The organism is Ferrovum myxofaciens (genome assembly GCF_013181415.1).
Classification (GTDB): domain Bacteria; phylum Pseudomonadota; class Gammaproteobacteria; order Burkholderiales; family Ferrovaceae; genus Ferrovum; species Ferrovum myxofaciens.
Window position 1 is genome coordinate 33,377 of sequence record NZ_CP053676.1, and the last position, 18,423, is coordinate 51,799.

Below are 18,423 nucleotides of genomic sequence, written 5' to 3' on the forward strand. Positions count from 1 at the left end.
CCGTTAAATAACCATCGCCGGAGATTTGAGTCTATGAAACCCGTGTTTTCGGGCTAAGGGAATGCCGACCGATCATCACGACACCAGTCATTACCAGAACCGAACCGATTGTCTGTAGCAGAGATACCCCCTCGCCCAAAAATGCCTGTGCCATGAAGATGGTGGACACAGGGCCGATGGTCCCAATGAGTGATGCTTGCCCGGAACCGATCAGCCTGATACTGGCTGAGAGCATAAACACCGGCAGTACCGTCGAAATAATGGCCATGGATAATCCCAAGGTATAAACCGAGATAGGCTGGCGCATTGCAGTCATGGGGTGAGTGAATGCGAACTGCATCAATGTGGCCACGCTGGCCACTGTCATGGCATAGGCGGTAAACCGGACTGTGCCGATGCGAGCTATGACCTGACCCACCCCAATCAGATAAATTGAATAGGTCAAAGTGCTGGCAAAAACCAAGCCGGCTCCCACTGCCATCCCGCTGCCGTGAACCCCGGAAAAATCATGCACGAAAACCAGCACGATGCCGGCGTAACTTAACCCCATGGCTATCAGTTCCTGACGCCCCAAGGGGCGCTTCAGGAACAACGCTGACATGATCACGACGATCGTCGGATATAGAAACAGAACAAGTCGCTCCAGGCTCGCCGAAATGTATTGAAGTCCGAGAAAATCGAGGAGGCTGGACAAATAATATCCCACGAAGCCCAAGCCAAGAATTGCTCCCCAGTCTTTCAGTTCCAGAGATTTGGCATTACCCTGATTATGGCTCCATAGCGCAACTGCCAGGAAAAATGGGACTGAAAATGACATTCGCAACGCCAATAAGGTGACTGCATCCACCGGATGACGATAGGCCAATTTGACCAGAATGGCTTTTGCTGAAAAACCGATCGCGGCCAACAGGGCAAGTATGATGCCGAAAACGATCTGGTTTCTGGAACTTCGGTGCTGCGCTGGATTTGCCATAAGTTGTCCTCATTGTGAATGCGGGTCTTATGGCCAAGTTCAGAAGCAATCGCGGTCAGACCCGCGGTTGCTCTGTGATATCAAAAACTAAACGGTGCAAGAGACAACGCGGTCGGGGTTCTGTAACCACAGTCGTTTGGGGTTTGGAAGCAGGAAGGAGTTTGAGTTGATCATCATGACCCAGACTTTACACAGGCGCCAACCGGCTTGTCAATAGCGCCGATTGCCGGCCAGTTCATTATCAAGGCCGTTCGGCATATTGAGGCAGATCATCTGCTATTTCATACCACTCGGCTTTAGAGGCGACGAAAACATTGGCGGTCGGCTTGTCGTCGATCGCGCTATCGAGGGTACCGATCCGCAGACGAATGACTTCCGGTGTTATGGCCCGTCTTGAATAGAGAGGAGATCCGCAATTTTTGCAGAAAACGCGAAATACATTGGGAGACGATTCAAACTCTGACAGAAGATTTTCGCCCGTTACCAGTTTTAAGTCTGCCGTGTTGATGGGGGTATTGGTCGCAAATGCAGTCCCCGTGGCTTTACGACACTTGGAACAATGGCACATGATGATGGGGCCCAGTTCTGAATGCACTTCATAGGTCACTCCCCCGCACAAACAACTTCCTTTCAGCATTACCGTATCCTCGTTTATTGTTCATGGCTCATCATACCGCGGTTGGAATATGACCACCTGCCGAATCGGGTTTGACAATAATGCCCTGTCAGTTCCGGGTGTGATTTATCCGAAAATATCATTTCGCGGGGAGAAGTTGATGTCGATTTCCTTCAATGCGTTCATTAACGTAATGGTTTCGCACTGTCACTTAATCCCCATACCCAGCCAAGCATCTGACGAGAGCCGAGTGGGAAACCGGTCCGCCGATTCTGGTATTCGACTACCAGGAGAACCGACAGGGGATTCACGCCCGCAACTTCCTCGGGAAGTGGAACGGACACTTGGTAGTGGACGACTACTCGGGATACAAAGCTCTTTTTGGTCCAGCCGTAACGGAATTGGGGTGCATGGCCCATGCCCGGCGCAAGTTCTTTGACCTGCACGCCGAACAGCCACGCCCCGTGACGGAACAGGCTCTGACCTGGTTTGCAAAGTTATAGCCTTATCCAATGTGGTATGAGCCTGAAGGATGGCTGTATTTCCAACGAGGAATGAGCCTGAAGCGAATAATCTGAGGTCGATTGAAGAAGTGGGTTGATCATTGCAAGGATGATGATCAACATGAACGAAACACGGCTTTGCACGATTGAGCAGATTGAGCAATTTCTCAGTGGCTGCCTCCAGGTTGAATTCACCAAGTCTGGTGACGACAGCGAACGCTATGAACACATCAGCCGCGTGCTCAAGCGCTTTGACTATCCCGGGCAGGGTAAGCGAGAGAAAGGTGTGCTGCTGAAGTACCTGCAAGTCACCAGCGGCTACAGCCGCGCGCAAGTCACCCGCTTGGTCACCCAGTGGCACACAAACCGTTTGGCTACCGTACCCCTGTCCAAACGCTACCGTGCGCCTGCTGCCCCCTTTGCGCGCAAATACACGGCTATCGATATCGCGCTGCTCGCCGAGATGGACAAGGCCAATGAAGACGTGTGCGGCCCGGCCATTGCGCACCTCTTGCAGCGCGCTTACGGCGTCTATGGCGACGCGCGCTATGAGCGGCTGGTCGGCCTGTCGGTTTCGCACCTGTACAACCTGCGCAAAAGCACGGGCTATCAAGCCTTGCGGGTAGTTTTCGCCAAGACTAATCCGGTGTGCAATCACATCGGTGTACGCAAAGTGCCACGCCCCCAACGGGAGAGTCGGTTTTGTGCGTATCGACACCGTCCACCAGGGCGATCTTGACGGCATCAAGGGCGTGTATCACATCACCTGCGTTGACTCTGTGAGCCAATGGCAAGTCGAGGCGTGCGTGCAGGGTATTAGCGAGGCATTTTTGTTACCCGTACTGGAACTGGTCATCGAACAGTTTCCTTTTGTAATTAGAGGGTTCCACTCGGACAACGGCTCTGAGTACATCAATGGCCCGGTGGCTGCGATCCTTGAGAAACTGCGGATCGAGCAAACCAAATCACGCTCGCGCCACAGCAACGATAACGCGCTGGCCGAGAGCAAGAATGCCAGTGTGGTGCGCAAGCACATGGGCTTCGAACATATCCCCAAAAGTACGCTCAACCCATCAATGCGTTCTATCAGGAAACGTTTAATCCATGGCTCAATTTTCACCGCCCGTGCATGTTTGCGACCGAGATCATCAGCCCCAAGGGCAAGATCATCAAACGCTATAAAGACGAGGATGTGAAGACCCCGCTGGAATGCTTGGTGCTGTTAAGTGTGAAGGATTTAGTCACGCTCAAAGAGGGCATCACTCTGGACGCATTGCAGGCGCAGGCGAAGTCCAAAACAGACTTGGCGGCGGCACAGGAAATGCAACGCGCCAAGAGTGAATTATTTGCAAGCTTTCAAAAACAAAAACGCCGGGCGTAACTGATCGGAAAACGACACCGAAAAAGCACCAATTCTTGAGGCTAAAATCATTAGAAAATAAACTCAAAACCGATTAGCATAATTCCATTAAACTTAACTTTTAAACCCGACCAACCCGCACTATCAAATCACCAAGTCCGTCACTGCTTCAGGCTCATACCTGAATTGGAAAATACTGTCGTAAGCGGTAAGCCAGCGGCGTTGTATTTTCTTGGATAATTTTTCTGCATACTCCTCTTCAGATTGTGACACAGGAGAGCGGGTATGGAAACCAAGCGTAGCAGGAGAATTCGCCACAGCAGGCAGGACTGGCGGGGGCTCGTGTCCGAGTTTCTGACCAGTGGTCAGGACTGCAAGAGTTTCTGTCGGGATAAGGGATAAAATCCATCCCGATTGATACGTTGGCAAGGGGTATTTCGCAATGGGATTTCCCCTGCCATCAGCCAGATGCAACCCGTAGGGTTTTTGGATCTGGGTACGCTGCCTGCCCCTGAACCTCAACCCCGGACAGGAATCCTTGAACTCAAACTCGATCTGGGTGGTGGGGTGGTACTGACCCTCACCAGAAACTGATGTTCTTTGCCGAAGCCAGGGTCCGGGTCTTCATCTACGGTCAACCTGTAGATGCCCGCAAGTCCTATGACGGACTCTATGCCCTGGCACGCAACGAGATGAAGCAGGATCCCCTGAGCGGACATTTGTTCTGCTTCATCAATCGGCGTGCCAACCAGGTCAAAGTCTTGTATTGGGATCGCTCCGGTTTCTGCCTGTGGAGCAAACGCCTGGAGCAGGGAAGGCAATACTCCGCCTCCTGCCCCGGACACCCAGACCGTCGCTGCCCATTCCCGGAACAAACCCGCCAAGCCCACCCCTCCCGCTGAAGACGGACTGTTCTTCGACGAATCCAAACTCCCCGTGGAAACCATCACCCTGCCCTGCAAAGAGGCAGAGGGGCTGGATCCGGCGCAGTACGAGATCGTCAGTGAGAAGGTCTCGCACCGCCTGGCCCAACGCCCTGCCAGTTATGTGATCCTCAAGTATGTGCGTCCCGTCATCAAACTCAAGGAAACCCAAACTCTGGTCTGCGCTCCGGCTCCCCAGGGCGTTCTGGATAACAGCCGTGCCGATGTGAGTTTCCTGGCGGGCATGGTCGTGGATAAATTCCTGTACCACCAGCCCCTGTATCGCCAGCATCAGCGTCTGGGCAGTAACGGGGTCACCGTCAGTCGCCCCCTGGCTGACCCAACTCACTCACGCTGCCCTGGAACTGCTGCGCCCCATTCACCAGGCTCAACTGGAATCCATTCGCACCTCTCGGGTCATCACCATGGATGAAACTCCAGTCAAAGCCGGACGCACCGATCAGGGGCAGATGAAGACGGGATATTTCTGGCCCGTCTATGGGGAGCAGGATGAAATCTGTTTCCTGTTCTACCCGGATCGCCAGCATAAGCGGGTGGCCCAGGCCCTCCAGAGTGAGCATGCCCCAGCAGATGCAGTCCTGTTGACGGAGGCCATGGGCTACGCGCGGGAACGGGAGGCAGGGCTGCGGGTATTTCTGAATGACCCCGAAGTTCCCCCAGACACCAACCATTTGGAAAGGGCTCTGCGGGTGATCCCCATGGGGAAAAAGAATTGGAATTTCTGTTGGACCGAAGTGGGTGCCGAACTGACCGGAGTGGCCCAGTCCCTGATCACCACCTGTCGGCTGCACGACATCAATCCCTATGACTACCTGGTGGATGTGTTGCAACGGGTGGGACAGCATCCGGCCAGGGATATCGGGCAATTGACCCCGCGCTGCTGAAAAGCGCACTTCGCAGACAACCCCCTGCGCTCCGATCTGTATCGTTTCACCCAGCACAGCCATTCGTAACCCCCTCCCGATCATCTATCCTTGATGATCGGAGTATGCCGGGGTCAATCCTCCCTGAATACAACGCTGCTGGCTTACCGCTTACTCGGGTGCGATATTCTGGCGCGGCAGGCTGCACAGGGATGGGGGGCAAAGGTGACCGAGCGTCTGGCGCATGATTTGCGCGCTGCTTTTCCCGAAATGAAAGGATTTTCGCCGCGCAATCTTAAGTACATGCGGGCAATTGCCGAAGCGTGGACTGATGCCGAATTTGTGCAACAGGCTGTTGCACAATTGCCATGGGGCCACAATTTGGTCTTGCTGGACAGGTTAAACACAGAGGCAGAACGCCGCTGGTACATCGCAAGGACCCTTGAGCACAACTGGTCGCGCAATATCCTGGGGATGCAGATCGAAACCCGCCTGCTGGAGTTGGGCGCGGGCTTTGCGTTCGTCGGGCGGCAGGTGCTGCTGGATGTGGGCGGTGACGAGTTTTTCATCGATCTGCTGTTCTATCACCTGAAATTGCGTTGCTATGTTGTCATTGAACTCAAGGGAGGCAAGTTCAAACCCGAACACTTGGGCCAGTTGGGTTTTTACCTGACTTCCGTGGATCGTCAGGTAAAAAGCGAGCAGGACAACCCAACCATTGGGCTTTTGCTCTGCAAGAGCAAAAACAAGATCGTGGCCGAATATGCCTTGGGCGATAAGACCCAGCCCATGGGGATTGCCGAATATAAATTGCTCGAATCCCTGCCTGCCGAACTACAAACCAGCCTGCCCAGCATCGAACAGATTGAGCGCGAACTGGCGGACAGCAGCGCATTCACGGAGAACGATCCAGAATGATGAACCCTACCAACGTCTATACCGTGCCTTCGGTGTCCATCACTACGGCACGCACCGGTGCATCCAGCAAGGCCAACGAACTTGGGATGCGCGCCATGCAGGAACGCGCTTACGCCAAGCGCGGCGAACAGTATTTGCTAATCAAATCGCCACCTGCATCGGGCAAATCCCGCGCATTGATGTTCATCGCGCTCAGCTGGGTCGTCAGTTGGGCGCGTTTATCGCACGCGACAAGGTGCATATGGTAGCCATGACCGGCTCCTACTTCCGTGGTGACAGTGAAGCTGTGTTGGCCCCGGCTGATGAAGCCAGATTCGATACGGTCACTTACACCTACTACGAGCAACTCAACGGCTATGTCTGGCTCAAGTCGCTGGACATCGGCTATTTCTTCTACACGGGTCGTTATGTTGATGCCATCGCCAAGGTGTTGAACCCGGAGTTGAAAACTATCGTCCACATTCCCAGTGTCAATTCGCGCGAAAGCTTGCAAGACAAGGAGCGCGAAGTCAATGAGATCATGAGCGCACTGGGAGATTGGTATGGGGTTGACCCGGCCACAGGCTTCCATCTGGTAAAGGCAAAGGATGGACGTATCTTGAAGTTGGCCGATCTCGTTGATGACAGCGATGCAGTCAGGCGTTCCCGCGTGTTGGCTGCGCTGAAAGACCCGGCGCATAAAGACAACCGCGACCACGTGGATGTCATCATCGCTCTGGGCATGGCGAAGGAAGGCTTTGACTGGATCTGGTGCGAACACGCACTGACCGTTGGCTATCGTAGCAGCTTGACTGAGATCGTTCAGATTATTGGCCGTGCCACCCGTGATGCCGTGGGCAAGGAACGGGCGCGCTTCACTAACCTGATCGCCGAACCAGCGGCCGAGCAAATCGCTGTGGCCGAGGCTGTAAACGATATGCTCAAGGCCATATCCGCCAGCTTATTGATGGAACAGGTGCTGGCTCCGCGCTATGAATTCACCCCGAAGGATGCCGGACCGAAGGAAGGCTTTGACTATGGGCCCGAAGGCTATCAACTAGGCCGCACTAACATGGGCGTGAATGAACGCACTGGCCAGTACCACGTGGAAATCAACGGCCTGACAGCACCGCAAAGCCCAGAGGCTACGCGCATCTGCAAAGAAGACTTGAACGAGGTCAGCGTAAGGAGGCTATTGAACCTGCCGCAGTACTGGAGGGTTTGACCCATGAAATCGAAGATGGGCCGGATGGCAAAGCCGTTCACTATGCGCGCAACGGCGAACGGGTCATGAGTGACCGTGGGGCACAGGTAGACCTGATCAACACAGCAGACCATGAAATCGAGGCAGCTTTGCGCTTGGCGGAGCAGAAATTCGACATGACCAAAGGCCTGCTTTTGAAGGGAAGCCCAGAATTCTTGGTAAAAGCCGCTGAAATCGCTGGGAGGATGGGCCTCAAAATCCATAATCAGGACTACAGGCAGAATGGCAACGAGGTCAAAATCCCGCAGTAAGAACTGAGTCCGCAAGACAAAATTCCGAATCGACCATACCAGTGTCATCTGTCCAGGAAAGCTCTTCTGGCGTCTGACGCAAAGGTTACATCGATCAGGAGGGTATTGCAGCAGACTGTGTTCTGGCCCGACTCGATTGGCGCGGAGCTCAGGCACTTCGGAGTGCTGGGAGTAGCGGGGTTCTGACTGAGGAACAGGTATCACTGCTTCGTAGTGGAAAACATCCGGATCTGATTGACGAGAAGTCCCGGTTCACGGAGCTTGGCAGGTTATCCTACGAGCAATTGACCGGGAGAAAATTGGAGAGAGAGCAGGATCGGAAGCAACTGCTCACGCGCAACATTGACCAGCAAATGGAAGATAAAACCAGAAAAGACTATAAAACCACAGCCAGGCATGAGCAGAAATCGCGAGAGGCCGAGCTGGAGCGCTAGTGCCGGGGTTTTAGGGGCGAGCTTTTTCACGCTGTCGTGCTTTTGAGCACGGGATTAACTGGTTTGGGGCCAACGATTCGGATTGCGAGCATCGTGCAAGACAGCTAAAACATGTACGAGATCACCCCGCACGGCATAAAACAGACCATAAGGAAACCGGGGAAGGAGGGCTCGGCGAACACCGGGAATTACCTCGGCGTAAAGTAGCGGTGCCTGTTCAAGCCGTTTTAACTGTAATTCCACCGCCGCAATGAATTCCTCACCGAGACCGGGGTTTTGCAATTCGTACCACTCTTGAGCCTCGCCAGTTTCGCGCAAAGCGCGCGAAGAAAATTTCAGGCGGAAAGCCATGACCCATCTTTAATCCGCGACTTTACTTCGTCCCAGGAATAACCCGCTTCTGGGTTCTCCTCAAACTCCTTCAAGCGTGCTTCGAGCTCAGCCTTTAATGCGGGAGAAACTTCCACGGCTTCAGGAACCGCTGCCACGCTGTCCCAAATGAGCTCAACGAGACGGATACGCTCCTGTATTGGAAGCCCAAGAATTTCGGTAATAGAAAACCTGTTCATGCCGCAGATTGTACTCTTTTCGAAGCACGCCATGTTCATCGTTCCCTCCCTGCAGAGTCCTGATATGGCCTCGCCCCGGGGCCAACTTCAAAGAGGAGGCTGTATGAAGATACCGTACTTTTTAGCTGCTGAGGCTACCGATGAATTCATGACTTGGGAGATTCCGCTGGGCAAAGATCCCGTGAGTGACTATGGTCTCTCGCCAGAAGATGGCGAATCCGCTCTGATGAGGGTCTGATCATGACTGATGAGAAAGAAGTCAAAAAACCCCGAGATCTCCGTCAGGAAGTCACCGATAAAATGGTTGAAGCCTTGGACAAAGGCGAAATCCCCTGGAACAAGCCATGGGAGTCTCAGGAGCTTGGGATGCCTCGCAACATGGTGACCGAGCGTGAATACAATGGCTGCAACAGCTTGATATGATGAAGCTCACAAGACTCTGGACAGAATGACGGCCCGATCCTATGTGGTCTTCAATGTCGAACAGTGTACTGACCTGGAAAAGCTTCCTCCACTAAATAAGTCTACTCGTGATATTCCCACGAATGAGCGGGCCGAACGGATCATGGCGGCCATGAAAAATGATGGCCTGGGTTTTACCGAGCATCCACACCATGCGTTTTATTCCCCCGGACGTGATGAAGTCTCACTACCACCCCGCGAAAGTTTCAAATCGGTGGAAGGATACTATGGCACAGCTCTGCACGAGATCGGTCACGCCACCGGCGCTGCCCAGCGTCTGAACCGGGAAGGGATTACGGGCGCGCACCGGTTCGGGTCGGAAGGCTATGCCAGGGAAGAACTCCGGGCCGAGATTTTCAGTGCCTTCATGGCGGTTAAAACCGGCATTCCTCACGACATGACGCAACACCAGGCGTATGTCCAAAGTTCAGACTTCCTGATCCCGACCGGATTTTGAGTATTTTTTCAGGATTTGAGTTTAGCACTTTATTTTTTCATGAATTGGAAAATCGGTATAAAATTGGCGTTGTATTTACAACCTGAAAGTTGATATGTTCAAGCAATCACTTCTTCCCGGCTTTCCTGATGGTGCAGATAAAATCGGAACTTCACTGAGCATCCTGACCAAAGAGGATCAAGTGACATATTTTGTGGGTGGTGATAATTATTTTTCACACCCGGCAGGAGATGAGCAAAGCAGACGTTTTGCACTGACGAGCCTGATGGCAAACGGTCACGTTCGAGCGCGCGACCTTGAAGGATCGCCCTTGCTGATTCCACACCGCACCCTGATGAATTGGACGAAACAGTACCGGCAGGACGGTCCTTGCTCGTTTTATCGCACAATCGGTCGTGCTGCGCCACGCGTGATCACCCCGGATAAAATTGCAGAATGCGCAAGGATTCTTGCAGAGGGTATTCATCCATCGGAAGTTGCTAGACGGGCAGGGATCAATGAGTCGACCTTGCGCAAGGCGCTGAAGCGCAATGCGATTCCACAGTTGCCCTGCGTGCTGGATGAAGGTCTGACCAAGCCTGTAGTTGTCAGCAAAAGTGAGCGCAGCCGTATCGATGCGGAGGCTGCCAGCGCAATGGGTACGGCCTGCACGCGAGCCGATGAACGTGTTGCCGCAGCCATGGGCTTGGCCGGCTCTGCAAGCGCTCGATTCGAGGTGGGTCATGATGTTCAGATGGCGGGGCTTTTGACGGCCTTGCCTGCACTGTGCGCGAACGGCTTACTCAGCGGGATAGATCGTCATCTCAAGTTGCCGAAAGGGTTTTATAGTGTTTTGCATATTCTGCTGACACTGGGCTTCATGGCGCTTGCCCGGATACGCCGTCCGGAAGGATTGCGTCACATTCCACCGGGGGAGTTTGGTAAAGTCATCGGACTGGATCGTGTGCCGGAAGTGCGTACCCTGCGTGAAAAGATTGCCACGATGGCTCGCACAGGTAATCCGCAAGCCTGGATGAAGGAACTGAGCAAGAGTTGGATGGAGAACGATCCTGATGAAGCGGGCTACCTTTATGTCGATGGTCATGTGCGGGTATACCACGGTGATCTGGCTAATCTACCGCGCCGATTCGTCTCACGCGAGAAACTGTGCCTGCGTGGCACCAGCGATTACTGGGTAAACGATGCGTTGGGTCGCCCCTTCTTTGTCGTATCGAAGGTCCTCAATGAGGGGGATGGCGGATTGCCTGATTAAAGACATCGTACCCGAACTGTTAATCAGCGTTCCCGGACAACCAACCATGGAGGCGTTGAGTCAGGATCTGCGTTTGCACCGTTTCGTCATGGTGTTTGATCGGGAAGGTGCTACGTACAGTCTGTTCTCTGAACTCTGGAAGCAGCGCATTGGCGCGCTGAGTTATCGCAAGAATGTCAAAGAGGTGTGGCCGGAAGATGAATTTATTGAACAGGAGGTTCCTCAGCCTGGCGGTGGCAGTACGCGAATGAAACTGGCCATGCGGGAAACCCGGCTGGTTTCAGGCAAGGACTCAATGCCGGTCACCGAAGTGCGTCGTCTGACCTTGACGGGGCATCAGACGGCCATCATCACCAGCGCGCAGCATCTGGGAAATGGGGTCATTGCGGGCCGTATGTTCTCCCGGTGGTGCCAGGAAAACTTCTTCGGCTACATGATGGAACACTATGATATTGATGGACTTGTTGAGTATGGCGCGGAAAGTCTTCCTGGCACCTTATTGACTATCAACCCCACATGGCGCGAACTCGACAAACAGGTCAAAAAAGCACATCAAGCCGAGAGGAAACTTCAGGCAGAACTGACCAGACACACCCTGATGGACAGCGTGGATATTCAGAAAAAAGCCGAATCCGTCGAAGCACTTCAGACCGTGCAGATTGAACTGGCACGACTTCGTGCCGAGCGACGGGATATGCCCCGAAAAGTAACGCTGGACAGTTTGCCCGAGGAGTTGAGAGTAACTCAGTTGTTGCCGTTGAATAAAATGCTGACCGATGTGGTAAAGATGATCGCCTACCGCGCTGAGACCGCCTTGGTGGCGATATTGCGACGTCACTTGAAAAAGGAAGACGAAGCGCGAGCGCTGGTGCGGGAGTTATTCGTGTCTTCTGGTGACATTGAGCCTGATGATGCCGCACAGACACTGACCATCAAAATTCATCGGATGGCAAATCCTGCTCATGACAAGGCGATTGCGAGCCTCCTTGAAGAATTAACGCGGCTCGCTTTTTGTCATCCCGAATCAGGTGCAAGAATGATTTACAAATTGGTATGAGGTGCCAAACTCACATCCTGCTAGATCAGGAAGTCTGACATTAGGCCCCCACCAGTACTGGGTTTATGGCTGTGGGGCCCGGCCAGAACAAGCGACACAGAGTTTTGATAGTCGGTACTGGGGAGCAATCGATGAGAGTCGGGTTCGCCGATTCGCCATGGTGAACACCTACAATTGGTAGTCGAGGTTGGGTTCAAAGTGAAACTTCATTCCTTTTCCTCCAGCCTGTGTGCTGCTTCAATCGCATCCCGTTCACGCTCGATCTCAACACGCAGCTCTTCCTCAGACGGCAGCACCAGTCGGTACTTGGTGGCAAACAATTGTTCGCTGTCATGCAGTACGGAGTAGCGCACGACGGATTGATCTTTGTGTTCACACAGCAAAATACCGACAGTCGGGTTGTCATCCGGCCCGCTTTTCAGATCGTCGTACATGCGGACATACATGTCCATCTGCCCGATGTCCTGATGCGTGAGCTTGTCGGTCTTCAGGTCAATCAGCACAAAGCACTTGAGCAGGTAGTTGTAAAACACCAGATCAATGTAGAAATCCTGCGACTCGGTGCTGATGCGCTGCTGACGGGAAACAAAAGCAAAGCCCTTGCCCAGTTCCAGCAAAAAAGCTTGCAGCTTGTCCATCAACGCCTGTTCCAGCCTGGACTCCAGCAGTTTGCCCGTGCCGGGCAACCCTAGGAACTCCAGCATCACGGGGTCGCGCACGAACTCTCGGGGTGTCGGTGGCAGTGCCGCGATGTTGGCGTTAGCCTCTGCAGCCACGCTGGCCTTGTCGCCGCTGAGCAGCAAACGCTCGAAGTACAGCGTGCCTATCTGCCGATCCAGTGCGCGGGCGCTCCAGTTTTGCAAGGCGGCCTCGTTCGCGTACCACTCTCGGGCTTCCTTGTTGCTGACTCGCAGTAGTGCCCGATAGTGCGTCCAACTCAATTCGGTACGCACTGCGTGCCAAATCGGGAATGCCTGATAAAACGCCCGCATGTTGCGCAGATTACGATCATCAAAGCCCCGACCAAACTCGTGGGTCAACGCTTCCGCCAGCCGTGGCAGCAGCTTTTTGCCATACGCTGCGCGTGCCTCGCCACCTTGCTCGAACTCCACGATATGGCGGCCAATCTCCCAGCAGGTTTGCACCTGCACCATGTCCACGGCGCGCAGGGCCTGCTGTCGGCCTTTCTGGATCAGTCCCCGCAAAGCATCCAGCAAGCCTGATAACGGCGGGGTTTGCGGTGTCAGGTCTGTCATGCTTTCACCTTACAGACTGCGCACATTCTAGATGTCGTGCTGCTCCAGAATGGCGGGTTGGGGTTCCAGTCACGGATGTTGGAATGGTCAAACTTGAAGACGCGGAAACCAGTGTCGCCTGAGAAAAGTAGACGATGGTGCGGTGAGAGTGGTCAGGCATGTTTTCGCCTCCTGAAAAAAGCCGGGAGCCTCCGAAGAGGCCCCGCACCCGACAGTCGAAACCATTGGGGGAAGTAATCTTCGGATGGTAGCCCATCGTTACCGTACAGGTCAACGACTTCATAACATCCGTATTTTCTCCTCCCACATTCCATCCCCACCGAGTCTGAATAGGACCCTCATGTCGAGGGCCATTACTGATAGGGAAGGTACGAAAATGAACCAATCAATCGTGAATGCAATTCGATCCAAAGTTGCACGCCGCGCTGGAATGACCGGGGCAGTTTTTATGGCCACCATTTCCAATGCGTTTGCCACCGGGGCCGGGGGACTCCCTTGGGACAGCGCGATCATCCAGTTGCAAAGTGACCTCACCGGGCCAGTGGCCACCGCAATCAGTGTCATTGCCTTTCTCGCCGCAGGCGCTGCTCTGGTGTTCGGGGAAGAACTGGGTGGCATCGCCAAGAAAGCGCTCTTTGTGGTGCTTGGGGTCGCCTTCATTGTCCTTGGTGACAAATTCCTTGCAGCCATGGGTCTGACCGGCGCACTGATCTATTGATGGTCACTCAAGGAAATAAGGACGAACCAGGCACGGAAGAATTCTTTCCGGTCGAACTGGACCTTACCGTAATCATTCAGCCACTTCTGGACCAGGGTCATAACCTGAAAGAAATCGCTGTGGCCCTGCGCAAAACTGCTTACCTCGCAGAGATGATGACCAAAATCCATGGAGATTTTCAATGAGCGACGAAGCAACGCCAACCCAGCATTCCCGGTGGTCACATGGCCAAGTGGGCTATGACCACGCAATATCAAGGCGATTCGCCGCCCACTACCTGGACCCCGCAATCCAGCCCTTTGACCCCGAAAAGATTTTAGGTTGGCCCGCTATTCTCGCGCGTCAGGTCTGCCAGAACCCCTTGGACCTGTTGGTATAGTTCGGAAAGATCGTTTTGAAGGGTTTTCCAGACAATTTCCAAATCCACCTTGAAGTACCCGTGTGACACAGCATTGCGCATTTGATAAGCGAATGCCAAGGGTAACTCAGGATGATCTGATGCGAACTTCGGGTAGTGCACCTCGATGTTATGACTGGCCTCACCGATTATCTCGAAGTTTCGGATCACGGCGTCCTGAGTCATTTCGTCTTCCAGAAAAGCCACTTCACTCATGTCTTCGGTATAGCGGTCGATGCGCCCAATCGCTTCCAGAATGTGGCCCAGATAGTCGGCCAGACGCTGCTGGTCGAGCTTTTTCATACGGGCACAGCTTCAGCCAGCACAGTGGCCCGGAAGTTTTCGGGCAGCGCTTTCGGCGTCAGCACATCCACGGGCACGCCAAGGAGTTGGAGCAGTTCGTGGCGGATAGCCCCTATGTCGAACAGTGAAGTTTCCGGAGTTGGGTCAATCAGAATATCCAGATCGCTATCCTCGGTATCGTCGCCGCGAATAACAGAGCCGAATACGCGAGGATTGCTGGCGCGGTGCATCGCTACCACGCGACGGATGGCATCCCGATTGGAGGCGAGTGCTAAGGAAGGCTTCATGATGCCTCTGGCGATCTTTCCTGATTGATTTTCAAGATCGTATTGTAGCCCAGTCTGAATTTCCCGGTTTTAACCGGTATCTGCGCCATCCCTTTGTGTCTGTATTTCATGCAGTGGCCGTGTGTTCCCAAGTTCCGAAAGCGTCATTCACTTCAAGCCAACCGTTCCGGCTCCATCAAAAAACCGTGGCAGTGCTCGGTAACCCTGCGCGCTGGCCGCACCATTTTTTGACTTCGGGCCATTCCGTTCTCTCCTTGCTTTCTTCTCCTTGCGCTCTGCGACACGGCTCCAAAACGCATGAAACAACCCGACAACAAGGAGAAACAGCATGGACGCAATCACCAAAACCAGAAAATCCAGACAGATAAAGGCCGACACTCACCAAACCGCATGTGTGGTACAGACGGAAGACCTTCCCCCTTATCCCATGTTTAACGCAGAGAATTTAATTTCTTTAACTATCAGTTTGTTACGACCACAAAAAAATCGGAGTGGCACTACATGCTCGTAATTTTGGTTTAACTGATCAGTTTTTTCGTTCCTCCTGGGGCCGGGGAAACTCCCAGTGCCCTGTAAATTTTCATCAAGTCTGGTTCGGCTACGGTGCATTTTCGCACATTCAATGTGCGCCCATCACGTTGTTGGAATGAGGCGGTGACGCGCCGCTGCACGCTCATCGTTTCGCGTAGGCTGGCCCAGTTGTCGCGGATGTCTGCTTTCTTCAGTTTCGCTCGTAGCACCTGTACGGCCTGATAGGCCAGCACGGTGATGAAGAGATGTCCATCTGCGCGCTCCTCTTTCGAATGATAGACCGGACACAAACCCAACTCGCTCTTCAGGCTGCGGAATACGCTCTCCAGATCCGTCAGCATCGTATAGGTACGCCACAGTTTTTCTTCGTCCCAAGTGGTCTCGTTGCTGCGCAGGCAATAGATGCCGGGATGCGTCGCCATCGTGCCATCCACCGGCACCTTTTTCCATGCCAGACCCGTGACCAACTTGCCAGATTCATCCGCGATAAGTTCGACTTGGTAATGCTGGCCGGCTCCCCGGCTCTTCTCCTTGAGGCGACCAATGCGCTCCAACAACTTGCCATAACGCTTTTCGCCACGCGGCTTGGCAAGCCCCTCGACGATCTTTTTCAACCCGGCCTCAAAGCCCGTGGCAAAGCGCTCGACCATGGCGCTTTCTTTCTTCTCGCGGCCCAGGGAGTGACAATATAAACGAACTTCTTTGCCGTCCTCGCTGATCTCTTTCTGGATGCGCAAAGGATCACCCCCCGCAGTTTCAATGCTGATGCCCTGGGTTTCGTCGAATTTCCTCACCCTGTCACGACTGACTACCAAATAGCGATAACCGTGTTCGATCAGCCAGCCGACATTGGCTTCAGTCGCAATTCCCCGATCCATGATGACCAATGCGCCTTGTGGTGCATTCAGACCCTTCAAGATCACCTCCAATGTGCCGCATTCGGCCACATTACCTGCAAAGGTTTTGGAGCGGCGCACAAAGCCGCTGCCATCAAGCACCAGGCCCAGTGTCACCAGAGGGCAGTCGCTACGTTTCTCTTTTGAATGCCCCCGTTGCGCTTTTTCATTGCCCTCGACATCACCCTCAAAATAGGTGTTGGTCAGGTCATACAGGGTTACCGTCTCATCCAGACCAAAAAGCGTCTGGACAGCAGAAAAGATATGGTCTTCAATGACCTGGCGGTGCTTCATCAATACATCAGAAGCGTGGTACAGGCGTGTGTGTGGCATGGCTTCAAAATCGAAGTCGATCAACTCGCCCAGCGCACTGTGCTGTTGCAGCCAGTTCCATGTCGCCAACTCCGATGCCGGTTTGGTCATGCGTCCGATTACATTGCCCAGAATCGCCGCGCGCATGACACCATTGACCCCCAGTTCGCTCAGTTTCTCGACAAAGCCGAGTTGCGACAGGGCATATAGCCCCAGACTCTCGACGCCGACCGAACGCGGTTTCATCAATTGCAATGAGCCGATATCCACCTCCTGGAAATCGTGCCCAGGAGTATCCGTGGCCGCCCCCGATTCGCTTGCTACATCCTGTGGCATCTCAATCAGGCGTCCAGCATAGCGTTGCGCGGCTTTCTCGATGGCTTCCGGAACAGTGTCCTGAATCATGACGGCCTGACCACCAATCAATTCTTCAATACGCCGACACAGCAAAGGCCAGTCTTCCTGCCGGATGGGAAAATGCCTCCCCAAATTCAGCAAGGTAACTTGACGCACCTTGCCACCGATGCGCTCCGTGCGCACGAGTCGATGGGTGAAGTAGGACTCCCCGGTGGCTTTGTTGTTGGTTCTGGTTTGGCGAATAAACATTCTACGATGCTACCAGAAAAGCAAGGGGTTTTAGTGAACATTGCAAAATATTATGGCACTACACAGAGATATCGTCAAAAACAAAAAACGCAAATACTTTATAATCAATGCATTATAGAAATTAATTCGGAAAAATTGTCGATATTTTCGCTTATTTCGTTAAAGGCGGGTTATGGGGCAGAAATCGAGGATGGGGTCATTCAGAAGGCACTGGATATTCTGGCTTCGAGAATCCGGAAAGCAGAATCATTTCTGAACAGTCCGGGAGCAGTACGGGATTTTCTGCGGATCAAGATGGCAGGACTGGAGCATGAAGTGTTCAGTATCGTGTTTCTGAATGCACAGCACGGGGTCATCACCGTGGAAGAATTGTTTCGGGGTACCCTGGCCCAAACTTCCGTATACCCCAGAGAGGTAGTAAAACGGGTATTGCATCACAATGCGGCGGCGGTCATTTTGGCCCACAACCATCCAAGTGGCCTTGCAGAACCAAGTCAGGCCGACAAGAGACTCACGGAAGCGTTGAGGAAATCCTTGGACCTGATTGATGCCAGGGTCCTTGATCATTTTATCGTGGCGGGGACCGAGTGCATCAGTTTTGCAGAACACGGCCTGCTTTGATCACTTTTCAGGAACAGATGACCTCTCAAAGGGCATCTGTTCCCTCTCTACCGAGTCTGTACAACGGTCAAAAAGATATCCACATTTTCTGTGGATAAGCCTGTACAGAACAAGGTTTACCTACTGATAGGAAAGCCTCCCGGCCCATTGACCAGAGACTGATCAGTAACTATCACGGAGGGCTGTGCCATGCGTCTCTTTATTGCCGAGAAACCCTCGGTCGCGAAAGCCATTGCCGACATGGTGGGCAAATCTGGCAAGGGCGAAGGATATATTGAGTGTTCCAATAATACGGTCATTACCTGGTGTTATGGTCACTTGCTCGCATTGGTCCCACCAGAAGAGTATGTGGGAGGAAAGGTACAGTCCTGGCAGTTACCCGTCATTCCTCGAGAATGGATACTGTCACCCCGTCAGGGAGTGGCCGGAAAACAGATCCGAATCATCCGGGATTTACTGGCGAAGGCCAGCGAAGTCGTACATGCGGGGGATGCGGACCGGGAAGGCCAACTGCTGGTGGATGAGGTACTGGTTTATCTTGGCTGGCATGGAAAAACCTCGCGCCTGTGGTTATCCAGCCTTGATGACGAAAGC

General features: G+C 53.5%; 25 protein-coding genes and 4 pseudogenes. 19 read left to right on the plus strand and 10 right to left on the minus strand.

What is annotated here, in order from left to right; all coding sequences use genetic code 11:
* Positions 1–31: 31 nt before the first annotated feature.
* Positions 32–973: a DMT family transporter gene (locus HO274_RS00185; protein WP_031598050.1), complete on the minus strand. Its 942-nt coding sequence runs from the start codon at positions 971–973 to the stop codon at positions 32–34.
* A gap of 241 nt (positions 974–1,214) precedes the next feature.
* Positions 1,215–1,610, minus strand: coding sequence for a GFA family protein (locus HO274_RS00190; RefSeq protein ID WP_082783207.1), 396 nt, complete (start codon positions 1,608–1,610; stop codon positions 1,215–1,217).
* 233 nt (positions 1,611–1,843) lie between these two features.
* Between HO274_RS00190 and HO274_RS00195 the strand changes: the two are divergent.
* The 10 genes and pseudogenes from HO274_RS00195 to HO274_RS00245 form a co-directional block, all read left to right on the plus strand.
* Positions 1,844–2,089: pseudogene (locus HO274_RS00195) on the plus strand (IS66 family transposase); the annotation flags it as partial.
* Between the two features lie 124 nt (positions 2,090–2,213).
* Positions 2,214–2,831: a hypothetical protein gene (locus HO274_RS00200; RefSeq protein ID WP_273120453.1), complete on the plus strand. Its 618-nt coding sequence runs from the start codon at positions 2,214–2,216 to the stop codon at positions 2,829–2,831.
* Complete coding sequence (locus tag HO274_RS00205) at positions 2,797–3,288, plus strand: integrase catalytic domain-containing protein (protein WP_273120454.1); 492 nt, start codon at positions 2,797–2,799, stop codon at positions 3,286–3,288. The genes HO274_RS00200 and HO274_RS00205 overlap by 35 nt, the downstream gene beginning before the upstream one ends.
* Positions 3,285–3,473, plus strand: a complete 189-nt coding sequence (locus tag HO274_RS00210; protein ID WP_273120456.1) for a hypothetical protein — start codon at positions 3,285–3,287, stop codon at positions 3,471–3,473. Before HO274_RS00205 ends, HO274_RS00210 begins: the two co-directional genes overlap by 4 nt.
* Before the next feature lie 393 nt (positions 3,474–3,866).
* Positions 3,867–4,046, plus strand: a complete 180-nt coding sequence (locus HO274_RS00215) for a hypothetical protein (protein ID WP_273120458.1) — start codon at positions 3,867–3,869, stop codon at positions 4,044–4,046.
* Positions 4,046–4,354 (plus strand): IS66 family insertion sequence element accessory protein TnpB, encoded by a 309-nt coding sequence (gene tnpB, locus HO274_RS00220; protein WP_273120460.1) that lies wholly within the window; start codon positions 4,046–4,048, stop codon positions 4,352–4,354. The genes HO274_RS00215 and tnpB overlap by 1 nt, the downstream gene beginning before the upstream one ends.
* A pseudogene (locus tag HO274_RS00225) lies at positions 4,269–5,349 on the plus strand (IS66 family transposase); the annotation flags it as partial. The gene tnpB and the pseudogene HO274_RS00225, both read left to right, overlap by 86 nt.
* A gap of 24 nt (positions 5,350–5,373) precedes the next feature.
* Complete coding sequence (locus HO274_RS00230; RefSeq protein ID WP_273122321.1) at positions 5,374–6,177, plus strand: PDDEXK nuclease domain-containing protein; 804 nt, start codon at positions 5,374–5,376, stop codon at positions 6,175–6,177.
* Positions 6,174–7,336, plus strand: a pseudogene (locus HO274_RS00240) (DEAD/DEAH box helicase); the annotation flags it as partial. The gene HO274_RS00230 and the pseudogene HO274_RS00240, both read left to right, overlap by 4 nt.
* A gap of 41 nt (positions 7,337–7,377) precedes the next feature.
* On the plus strand, positions 7,378–7,671 hold the full coding sequence (locus tag HO274_RS00245; RefSeq protein WP_273120466.1) for an LPD7 domain-containing protein: 294 nt from the start codon (positions 7,378–7,380) through the stop codon (positions 7,669–7,671).
* Positions 7,672–7,940: 269 nt separating this feature from the next.
* Here the strand turns inward: HO274_RS00245 and HO274_RS00250 are convergent, their stop codons facing one another.
* From HO274_RS00250 to HO274_RS00260, 3 genes are read right to left on the minus strand one after another with little or no spacing between them, the layout of a single operon-like run.
* Positions 7,941–8,135, minus strand: a complete 195-nt coding sequence (locus tag HO274_RS00250) for a hypothetical protein (protein WP_273120468.1) — start codon at positions 8,133–8,135, stop codon at positions 7,941–7,943.
* Between the two features lie 24 nt (positions 8,136–8,159).
* Positions 8,160–8,456 carry a type II toxin-antitoxin system RelE/ParE family toxin gene (locus HO274_RS00255; RefSeq protein ID WP_031598936.1) on the minus strand — a complete coding sequence of 99 codons (297 nt, stop codon included), beginning with the start codon at positions 8,454–8,456 and terminating at the stop codon, positions 8,160–8,162.
* A complete protein-coding gene (locus HO274_RS00260; protein ID WP_197456551.1) occupies positions 8,441–8,713 on the minus strand; it encodes an addiction module protein in 273 nt (90 codons plus the stop codon). The genes HO274_RS00255 and HO274_RS00260 overlap by 16 nt, the downstream gene beginning before the upstream one ends.
* 64 nt (positions 8,714–8,777) lie before the next feature.
* On the opposite strand from HO274_RS00260, the gene HO274_RS00265 reads away from it, so the two are divergent.
* The 5 genes from HO274_RS00265 to HO274_RS00285 all read left to right on the plus strand — a co-directional run bounded on the left by HO274_RS00265 (position 8,778) and on the right by HO274_RS00285 (position 11,902).
* Positions 8,778–8,912, plus strand: coding sequence for a hypothetical protein (locus HO274_RS00265; RefSeq protein ID WP_273120473.1), 135 nt, complete (start codon positions 8,778–8,780; stop codon positions 8,910–8,912).
* 2 nt (positions 8,913–8,914) lie between these two features.
* Positions 8,915–9,097, plus strand: a complete 183-nt coding sequence (locus HO274_RS00270) for an ArdC family protein (protein WP_273120476.1) — start codon at positions 8,915–8,917, stop codon at positions 9,095–9,097.
* 25 nt (positions 9,098–9,122) lie between these two features.
* Positions 9,123–9,593: a zincin-like metallopeptidase domain-containing protein gene (locus HO274_RS00275; RefSeq protein WP_273120478.1), complete on the plus strand. Its 471-nt coding sequence runs from the start codon at positions 9,123–9,125 to the stop codon at positions 9,591–9,593.
* A 94-nt stretch (positions 9,594–9,687) separates the two neighbouring features.
* Positions 9,688–10,845: a putative transposase gene (locus tag HO274_RS00280; RefSeq protein WP_273120481.1), complete on the plus strand. Its 1,158-nt coding sequence runs from the start codon at positions 9,688–9,690 to the stop codon at positions 10,843–10,845.
* Complete coding sequence (locus HO274_RS00285) at positions 10,826–11,902, plus strand: putative transposase (protein ID WP_273120483.1); 1,077 nt, start codon at positions 10,826–10,828, stop codon at positions 11,900–11,902. The genes HO274_RS00280 and HO274_RS00285 overlap by 20 nt, the downstream gene beginning before the upstream one ends.
* Before the next feature lie 206 nt (positions 11,903–12,108).
* Here the strand turns inward: HO274_RS00285 and HO274_RS00290 are convergent, their stop codons facing one another.
* Positions 12,109–13,158: a PDDEXK nuclease domain-containing protein gene (locus HO274_RS00290; RefSeq protein ID WP_273120485.1), complete on the minus strand. Its 1,050-nt coding sequence runs from the start codon at positions 13,156–13,158 to the stop codon at positions 12,109–12,111.
* A gap of 376 nt (positions 13,159–13,534) precedes the next feature.
* On the opposite strand from HO274_RS00290, the gene HO274_RS00295 reads away from it, so the two are divergent.
* Together HO274_RS00295 and HO274_RS00300 are read left to right on the plus strand one after the other, a co-directional pair.
* Complete coding sequence (locus HO274_RS00295) at positions 13,535–13,876, plus strand: TrbC/VirB2 family type IV secretion system protein (RefSeq protein ID WP_031599569.1); 342 nt, start codon at positions 13,535–13,537, stop codon at positions 13,874–13,876.
* Complete coding sequence (locus HO274_RS00300) at positions 13,876–14,061, plus strand: hypothetical protein (protein ID WP_273120489.1); 186 nt, start codon at positions 13,876–13,878, stop codon at positions 14,059–14,061. Before HO274_RS00295 ends, HO274_RS00300 begins: the two co-directional genes overlap by 1 nt.
* A 131-nt stretch (positions 14,062–14,192) precedes the next feature.
* On the opposite strand, the gene HO274_RS00305 is transcribed toward HO274_RS00300, so the two are convergent.
* The 4 genes from HO274_RS00305 to HO274_RS00320 form a co-directional block, all read right to left on the minus strand.
* Positions 14,193–14,576 carry a HepT-like ribonuclease domain-containing protein gene (locus HO274_RS00305; protein WP_031599509.1) on the minus strand — a complete coding sequence of 128 codons (384 nt, stop codon included), beginning with the start codon at positions 14,574–14,576 and terminating at the stop codon, positions 14,193–14,195.
* The gene (locus HO274_RS00310; protein ID WP_031599510.1) at positions 14,573–14,863 is read right to left on the minus strand and encodes a nucleotidyltransferase family protein; all 291 of its coding nucleotides are present in this window, start codon (positions 14,861–14,863) and stop codon (positions 14,573–14,575) included. The genes HO274_RS00305 and HO274_RS00310 overlap by 4 nt, the downstream gene beginning before the upstream one ends.
* A gap of 147 nt (positions 14,864–15,010) precedes the next feature.
* Positions 15,011–15,241 carry a hypothetical protein gene (locus HO274_RS00315; protein ID WP_273120492.1) on the minus strand — a complete coding sequence of 77 codons (231 nt, stop codon included), beginning with the start codon at positions 15,239–15,241 and terminating at the stop codon, positions 15,011–15,013.
* A 140-nt stretch (positions 15,242–15,381) separates the two neighbouring features.
* Positions 15,382–17,208, minus strand: coding sequence for an IS1634 family transposase (locus tag HO274_RS00320; RefSeq protein ID WP_273120494.1), 1,827 nt, complete (start codon positions 17,206–17,208; stop codon positions 15,382–15,384).
* A 135-nt stretch (positions 17,209–17,343) separates the two neighbouring features.
* Between HO274_RS00320 and radC the strand changes: the two genes are divergently transcribed.
* A complete protein-coding gene (radC, locus tag HO274_RS00325) occupies positions 17,344–17,829 on the plus strand; it encodes a RadC family protein (RefSeq protein WP_273120496.1) in 486 nt (161 codons plus the stop codon).
* Positions 17,830–18,069: 240 nt separating this feature from the next.
* Positions 18,070–18,312, plus strand: a pseudogene (locus HO274_RS13420) (DNA topoisomerase 3); the annotation flags it as partial.
* Positions 18,313–18,423: the final 111 nt, after the last annotated feature.

Bases quoted from the DNA above. Each gene is read 5' to 3' on its own strand.
- HO274_RS00185 (WP_031598050.1), bottom strand. From the start codon at position 973: ATGGCAAATCCAGCGCAGCACCGAAGTTCCAGAAACCAGATCGTTTTC.
- HO274_RS00190 (WP_082783207.1), bottom strand. From the start codon at position 1,610: ATGCTGAAAGGAAGTTGTTTGTGCGGGGGAGTGACCTATGAAGTGCAT.
- HO274_RS00200 (WP_273120453.1), top strand. From the start codon at position 2,214: ATGAACGAAACACGGCTTTGCACGATTGAGCAGATTGAGCAATTTCTC.
- tnpB (WP_273120460.1), top strand. From the start codon at position 4,046: ATGTTCTTTGCCGAAGCCAGGGTCCGGGTCTTCATCTACGGTCAACCT.
- HO274_RS00230 (WP_273122321.1), top strand. From the start codon at position 5,374: ATGATCGGAGTATGCCGGGGTCAATCCTCCCTGAATACAACGCTGCTG.
- HO274_RS00255 (WP_031598936.1), bottom strand. From the start codon at position 8,456: ATGGCTTTCCGCCTGAAATTTTCTTCGCGCGCTTTGCGCGAAACTGGC.
- HO274_RS00260 (WP_197456551.1), bottom strand. From the start codon at position 8,713: ATGAACATGGCGTGCTTCGAAAAGAGTACAATCTGCGGCATGAACAGG.
- HO274_RS00265 (WP_273120473.1), top strand. From the start codon at position 8,778: ATGAAGATACCGTACTTTTTAGCTGCTGAGGCTACCGATGAATTCATG.
- HO274_RS00270 (WP_273120476.1), top strand. From the start codon at position 8,915: ATGACTGATGAGAAAGAAGTCAAAAAACCCCGAGATCTCCGTCAGGAA.
- HO274_RS00275 (WP_273120478.1), top strand. From the start codon at position 9,123: ATGACGGCCCGATCCTATGTGGTCTTCAATGTCGAACAGTGTACTGAC.
- HO274_RS00280 (WP_273120481.1), top strand. From the start codon at position 9,688: ATGTTCAAGCAATCACTTCTTCCCGGCTTTCCTGATGGTGCAGATAAA.
- HO274_RS00285 (WP_273120483.1), top strand. From the start codon at position 10,826: ATGGCGGATTGCCTGATTAAAGACATCGTACCCGAACTGTTAATCAGC.
- HO274_RS00290 (WP_273120485.1), bottom strand. From the start codon at position 13,158: ATGACAGACCTGACACCGCAAACCCCGCCGTTATCAGGCTTGCTGGAT.
- HO274_RS00295 (WP_031599569.1), top strand. From the start codon at position 13,535: ATGAACCAATCAATCGTGAATGCAATTCGATCCAAAGTTGCACGCCGC.
- HO274_RS00300 (WP_273120489.1), top strand. From the start codon at position 13,876: ATGGTCACTCAAGGAAATAAGGACGAACCAGGCACGGAAGAATTCTTT.
- HO274_RS00305 (WP_031599509.1), bottom strand. From the start codon at position 14,576: ATGAAAAAGCTCGACCAGCAGCGTCTGGCCGACTATCTGGGCCACATT.
- HO274_RS00310 (WP_031599510.1), bottom strand. From the start codon at position 14,863: ATGAAGCCTTCCTTAGCACTCGCCTCCAATCGGGATGCCATCCGTCGC.
- HO274_RS00320 (WP_273120494.1), bottom strand. From the start codon at position 17,208: ATGTTTATTCGCCAAACCAGAACCAACAACAAAGCCACCGGGGAGTCC.